Genomic DNA, 6,415 nt, shown 5'->3' with positions numbered 1-6,415 from the left:
CGGTTATGGTAACGGGGTTAACCCCGGCAAAACTAATGGCCGACTGCCGGCCATCCGCCAGGGTATAACTGATAAACCGGTGGGTTATAACCTCGTTATATGTTCCTTCAAAATTAAAAGAAAAACTGCCATCCTTTAAACCCATTACCAATAAAAGCTTTCCGCCGGGCCGCAGATCGTTTTGCGCAGCCGGCGTATGCCATTTATCGGATACATTGTTCCAGTTCATAATGTCCCGGGGTGTGTTCCATATTTTCCAAACGTCTTCAATAGACGCGTTAACTTCAATACTTAGGGTGATGGGCTGCATGATTGTAAATTTAACTTGCCTAAGTTAAATATCGGGGACCCGAACCCGACATTTATAAGGGGCGTTCAGGACAACGTTTAACCCCAAACCGGCGCAATAATGCAGCGACGGAAGGTGCCTGGAGTTCTTGTGCCCACACGGTTATTATAATTATTACTTTAAATAACCCAGCCCTACCCTAATCATATTTAACCCATAAATAGAAGTGCTAATTGCCATGCCAATACCCAGCATAGCCAGGACAGGGATGGGCAATACAACGTGTTTTAAAATTAAAACCATAGCACCAATAGCAATTGCTGTAGACCAGGTGGCGAGGTAATAATCCATAGTCCGTTTAAAAATTTTGCCCATAGGATAGAAATGCAAGCCTACCACCAGGGCAATTGCGGGCACGGTCAATTCGGGGTGACCTAAATTAACGCAAATATTAACGGCTACGAATATCAAGATCCCTTCTAAACCAAAAACAATACCGAATGCTTTGCCAGCTTTTTTTCCTTCTATCTTTTCTTCTTCCGTCATAACCCCTTGAAATAGTTTGACAGACCTAAAAAAATAGATGGCATAACCAGTAAATGTAATTATACATGCCCCAAAAAATACCAAGTCAATTACGCGCCCGGTATTTTGTAAACTGCCGGATGCTATGCCGGCCCACGCAATGGTGAAAAAAGCCATCAATAATAATCCTCCTGCTACAGATTGTATGGCTTTTTTGGGTATTTGAATAGGTTTAGTATCCATAATTTGCTATTTAAGTTTGGATAGGATGGTCTAAATATATGTTACACTGCAATATAAATAAAATTTCCGTCCCCGCAGAGTCTCTCGCAGAGGACAATAAAAACTGTAAACTTATTTTAGGACGAGACACAGGTAGTCTTCAGACTACCGGCTCTAATTAGCATAGAATTGCAATACACCATGCAATTTTAATTTTTAGCATTTTAATAGCAACATTTTAGTCTGTAGCTTAATAATATTATATTGTGCTCACTTAACCTAATTTAAACTATATTTCATGTCAGAACAAACTATTGATCACCCTTTAGGGCAGCCAAAAATTGACCCTAACCAGGCTGACCCGCGAACGCTTATTTTTGCGAATTATGTTGACCCGGCCACGCTGCATACGGTTCCGATGCAAATGGATTTCACAACCATGGTAAAGAAACCCTGGCGACGAATGGGTAACTGGACCCTAAGCGATTGTACTTGTGCGGCAGCAGGGCATATGATAGAATGCTGGACAGCCAACACTACTACAGAAGATATTGTACTTACCAGAGAAGTAATAACCGCTTTTAGCGCACTAACAGGATATGACCCCGAAACCGGCAAAAATGACGTTGGCGTTAACTACCTGGATGCGCTTAATTACTGGCGCAACACGGGTATAGGCGATCATAAGATCAGAGCTTATACTAAGGTTGACCATAAAGACTATAATATGGTGCGTGCCGCAGTGTATTTGTTTGGCGGTGGCTACCTTGGCTTAAATTTGCCTAATACCATCATAAAAAAAGATATTTGGGAAGTAATGCCGGGCGGTTTAACCGGCGACCGCGCACCGGGATCATTTGGTGGCCATGCGGTAAATATTGTTGCCTATGATGAAACCTACATCACCTGCATTAGCTGGGGCAAGGTAAAAAAGCTAACCTGGGAGTTTTTAGATACTTATTGCTACGCGCTATTTGCCGTAATGACCGACGACTACCTTGCAGAGGGCAAAACACCGCTTGGGCTTAACCTTGCTATGCTTGAAGCCGACCTTTTAAATATTGCTAAACATAAAAAAACATTGCAAAAACAATTGAATACAGTTATTGCAGGCAGCAACAATGGAGGTGATAGTGGTGCTATTGCCGCTGCAGCCGGCACCAAAGGTGGCAGAGGCGGCAGCAATGCCGGTGCCGCTGGTAGCAGAGGGGGTAATGGCGGGCAAAAAGCAGGCAAAGGCGGCGCCGTTGCGGGCAGAGGTAATAGCAATGCAGGTAAAGGTGGTGCTATTGCGGGCAAAGGGCAAGCCATTGGTGGCAAAGGCGGTGGAAAAGGAGGAAGAGGCGGGTCAAATGCAGGCGCAGGCGGTAACAATTCCGGGTAAAACACAGCTGCCGCAAAAGCGGGCAAGAGAATATAATGAGCCTGAGGCTCGAAATTATTTAGATTTATATATGCAGCCGTATTCCTTTTCAGGATACGGCTGCATATTTTTGATGCTGTCAGCTATAAACAAAAATGCCTCTAAGTTTTTTACTTAAAAGCTTCCCGTCCCCGCAGGGTCCTCTGCGAGGGCATATATCCCTTTAGGGCAGTTAACCTATTTAAGCGTTATCCCCTTTTATTCTTGGCGTTCCGTAGTTTTCGGAAGCTTTTAAAGTTCTTAGGAGTTCGTCGGAAATCTCCTGTTGTCTGTTCTGTTGATTTTGATAGAGAATTGGCTCGTAATATCTATCAATCTGCGTTTGCTTCAAACGTTCATAGCCCAAATGTTTGGCTATCGCCGCAAGCAAATCAATCTTCAGGTGTCCCCGCTTGGAAATGTTCGGATTATCAGAACATAGATTATCGTAATATTCAGCCCAAAGATTTACAATATTCTGCTGCTTGTGAAAAACCACATCAATACTGTTTAGGGCTTCCACATATTCATTCGGAATGTGTATAGAGTTTCTGTACTTCATAAGGGTAAAAAACACAGAGCGTTTTGTTTTTAGCTTCTCTGCCCTGTTTTGATACCATAGGGTAATACAAACGGCGAATACAGGGCTAATAAGGATAGCCAAAATATTTATCCAGTCTTTAGGTTGCATAATAATAAGTTTAGATTTTAAATATACCAATAACCATGAAATATACCATTAATCAATTCCGCAAAGAATATCCAAATGATGATGTATGCTTAGATACCATATTTAAGCTACGTTATTCGGCTATGCCTTGTTGCCCTGCTTGTTCGCAGGAAACTACGTTTAAAAGGATAGCAGGCAGGCGTTGTTATCAGTGTTCAGACAAAGACTGCCAATATCAGTTATATCCAACAGCAGGAACGGTATTTGAAAAGACAAGGGTAAGTTTAGTTAACTGGTTTTACGTTATCTACCTAATGACTTCGACACGGAACGGTGTAAGCGGTAAAGAGATACAAAGGCAGTTAGGTGTCACTTATAAATGTGCGTGGCGTATGGGTCACCAAATACGGTTATTAATGGCTAATGGTACAGACCTGTTAAGCGGAGTTGTTGAAGCTGACGAGGTTTTTATAGGTGGTAAGAATAAGAATATGCACAAGACTAAGCGGGATAAGATGAATGCCAACGGTACGGGGACGATAAACAAAATACCTGTCCTTGCGGTAATGGAACGAGGCGGTAATATCCGTACACGAGTATTAAACCACAATAAGGATGCTAACATGGCTACGATGTTGCCAATGATTAGAGAGAATGTAGTTGCCGGTTCAGTGCTTATTACAGACGGTCACGGAGCTTACAGGGCTTTAGCGGGCGAATATCAGCACGAAGTAGTAGGGCATGATAAAGAAGAGTATGTAAGGGGTATATTTCATACCAATTCAATAGAGGGCTTTTTTAGCCACTTAAAGAGAACAATAGGTGGAACGCATATCCATGTAAGTAAAACACATCTTCAAAAATATGTGGATGAGTGCTCGTTCAGGTATGTACACCGTAAAGAGGGACAAATGATGTTTAAGACTATTTTAGGGAGGGTTGTGTCGTGAGAAGTATATTTCGTGAGGTTATATTGCCAATATTATTATCAATCCCATTAATACTATGGGTGTCTTATGTTCCAATATCACCATGGATGGGAATTATATTTATAATAGGGTTACTTTTTACTTTCCGACTTGCCTATGTATTTAATAAAAAAAGATAACCCTGCCCCGGCAACCGTGCCCAATAGCCCTGTCATGGCTTCTTTATTAATTAGATTAATATAGCCCGCATATAAAAAAACTATCGAAAGAAAGCAAATTGTAAATATAGCATAGCCTATTACCCATTTATCATGCGTCCTTTTTGATTTTTCGTTCGCAAGCCACTCCAACCAATTAGAGCGTTTGAATGAACCATCAGGATCAAGTATTTTCAAAAAAGTATCTTCGGATATACCTGTTATTGGTGGCTTATCTTGATTATCCATTATTTAACTTTCTTAGGGTCAACAGCCTTGTTTAACACCGCTAAAAAGTCTTCTTTATGGTTCGGGTTGGCCCGTTCCTTTGGCTTCGCCTTAGTTTCTTTTTTCTTACTCATACAACAAATGTAGGTATTTTTTAAATACCCCCCCAGGGGCATATATCCCCTTTAGGACAGTTAATTAATTTAATATATTTATTTATGGAAAAACCTATCAAACATTTGTATTTTGAAGTATTAGAATATTTATCAAACGAGGGTATCGGCGTTGATAAGAATATTAAATACATATGCCTACCTTATGCCAATAAATCAACAGAAGAAGACCCCCCTGAGGATGTGCCGGATGCCATTAGTAAAAGTTGGAGGCCCGTAATGTCGGTATTGGGTTCACTTGAAAGACAGGGTTATATAAAATACTCAAATGAACACAGAGATTTAGAGCAATTGTATATTGTCGGTGGTAATTTTTCAGCATCCATCACTAAAGATGGATTAGATTACTATTATATTCATGTGCTTCGTGGGGCAACTCTTAAATCATTAAACAACCAATGGATATTTAATTTTATAACATGGGGCATAGCTTTATTAGCCGTTGGAACTACCATTTACACCATAACCCAAAATACTGACCTAAACAAAAAAGTGAAACAGATAACTGAAGAAGTCCAACAATTGAAATCCCTACAACATTCAACGGCTGCCACTCATAAAAGTCCCGATACCATTCACAAAACGAAACAAACGGCGAAGCGATAGTTTTTTTTATCTTCCTCAACTGTCTAAAGGGGCTATGTGCCTCTGCGAGAGACCCTGCGGGGACAAAAGAAGAGATATAATTTTCAATAAATTGATAATGAGCTACATATAACAAAAATTAGGTCCAAAATTAACTTACGAACACACTTTAACACTTTTTTGGACATTTTAATAGTTAAACTTTTGATTATTAAGTATTTAACATAAAAAATAGTTGAAATTGTGTTAAACGATGTTAAACTGTTTTAACTTTTTTTGACGTCGCCGCAGATCCGCTGCGAGAGACCCTTCGGGAACAAGTCCACAATATTAACAGTGATCATTCCCCGCTTGAGAGGGGAACCGCACAGGCCGCCCTTTCCTCCTATCCAAAATACTGGCACGCAAATAGCAGTAATCATTAAAAAAACCAAAACTATGCACGTACCACGCTTCGGCAAACTCAACAGCCAAAAAATGACCGACGCCTTTAAAAAAGGCCTCAGTACCCTGGCTAAAGGCGGATTTAAAAAACTGTTTAACCATATCGACCAGCTCACCATAAAACGGGGTGTGGACGAGATGGGGATCGACAAATTTATTAACCAATGCGCCCTGATTGCAGCGGGCAGCGGCGCGGCAAGCGGCGCGGGCGGACTGGCTACTATGCTGGTGGGTGCCCCGCTGGATATGGTTAACCTGGTGGTGCAGCAGTTTAGAGTGACCATGGCCATACGCTACCATAACACAGGCGAGTATAAAATTAACTTTGTGGATTGTTTCCGCATGGTGGCAGCATCATTAAAGGTTGACGCGGGGGTTACCATCACCAAAAATATTATGGAAGAGGTGGTTGCCAAGATGGTGCTTGTTTTCGGCAGTCGCGCTGCCGAGCGCTTGCTGCCCGTGGTAGGTGCCGTTATTGGCGGTGGGGCCAATTACCTGTTTATTAAACGTGTTGCGGGGAATTTGATGAGGGAGCCGGTGTATTATTGATGTGCGGATTTGCAAATTATTCTTTCTAATGTAAGCTTCGCAGAAAGATGTAGTCCTAGAGTATTACATCGGCCCGCTCATAGCCGCGGGATGGCCTAGTTCTTTTTCCTTAGAGTGGCTGTTGCGCAACGATCTGCTCAAAAGCGTTATTTTATTTGATTTATTTACGTCAGTTTAGGCAGATGAACAAGGAAGGGAA

General features: G+C 41.5%; 8 protein-coding genes. 4 read left to right on the top strand and 4 right to left on the bottom strand.

Annotated elements, in window-relative coordinates; genetic code table 11:
* Both ABI367_RS11030 and ABI367_RS11025 read right to left on the bottom strand, forming a co-directional pair.
* The coding region (locus ABI367_RS11030) for an SRPBCC domain-containing protein (RefSeq protein WP_462229573.1) at positions 1–310 on the bottom strand (310 nt) is incomplete at its 3' end.
* Positions 311–463: 153 nt separating this feature from the next.
* Positions 464–1,057: a hypothetical protein gene (locus ABI367_RS11025; RefSeq protein ID WP_462229571.1), complete on the bottom strand. Its 594-nt coding sequence runs from the start codon at positions 1,055–1,057 to the stop codon at positions 464–466.
* A 277-nt stretch (positions 1,058–1,334) separates the two neighbouring features.
* Between ABI367_RS11025 and ABI367_RS11020 the strand changes: the two genes are divergently transcribed.
* Positions 1,335–2,420, top strand: coding sequence for a hypothetical protein (locus ABI367_RS11020; RefSeq protein ID WP_462229569.1), 1,086 nt, complete (start codon positions 1,335–1,337; stop codon positions 2,418–2,420).
* A 220-nt stretch (positions 2,421–2,640) separates the two neighbouring features.
* Here ABI367_RS11020 and ABI367_RS11015 read toward each other — a convergent pair whose 3' ends face one another.
* Positions 2,641–3,129 (bottom strand): DUF6680 family protein, encoded by a 489-nt coding sequence (locus ABI367_RS11015; RefSeq protein WP_462229567.1) that lies wholly within the window; start codon positions 3,127–3,129, stop codon positions 2,641–2,643.
* 35 nt (positions 3,130–3,164) lie between these two features.
* On the opposite strand from ABI367_RS11015, the gene ABI367_RS11010 reads away from it, so the two are divergent.
* Positions 3,165–4,058, top strand: coding sequence for an IS1595 family transposase (locus ABI367_RS11010; RefSeq protein WP_462229565.1), 894 nt, complete (start codon positions 3,165–3,167; stop codon positions 4,056–4,058).
* 110 nt (positions 4,059–4,168) lie between these two features.
* Here the strand turns inward: ABI367_RS11010 and ABI367_RS11005 are convergent, their stop codons facing one another.
* A complete protein-coding gene (locus ABI367_RS11005) occupies positions 4,169–4,483 on the bottom strand; it encodes a hypothetical protein (protein ID WP_462229563.1) in 315 nt (104 codons plus the stop codon).
* 197 nt (positions 4,484–4,680) lie between these two features.
* Here ABI367_RS11005 and ABI367_RS11000 point away from each other — a divergent pair, with 197 nt between their 5' ends.
* The gene (locus ABI367_RS11000) at positions 4,681–5,241 is read left to right on the top strand and encodes a hypothetical protein (RefSeq protein WP_462229561.1); all 561 of its coding nucleotides are present in this window, start codon (positions 4,681–4,683) and stop codon (positions 5,239–5,241) included.
* Between the two features lie 417 nt (positions 5,242–5,658).
* A complete protein-coding gene (locus ABI367_RS10995) occupies positions 5,659–6,216 on the top strand; it encodes a hypothetical protein (protein WP_462229559.1) in 558 nt (185 codons plus the stop codon).
* The last annotated feature ends 199 nt before the right edge of the window (positions 6,217–6,415 follow it).

It is taken from the genome of Mucilaginibacter sp. (assembly GCF_039935595.1).
Classification (GTDB): domain Bacteria; phylum Bacteroidota; class Bacteroidia; order Sphingobacteriales; family Sphingobacteriaceae; genus Mucilaginibacter.
The sequence above is the reverse complement of the archived record's forward strand: the minus strand, read 5'-3'. Positions and strand labels throughout refer to the sequence as shown.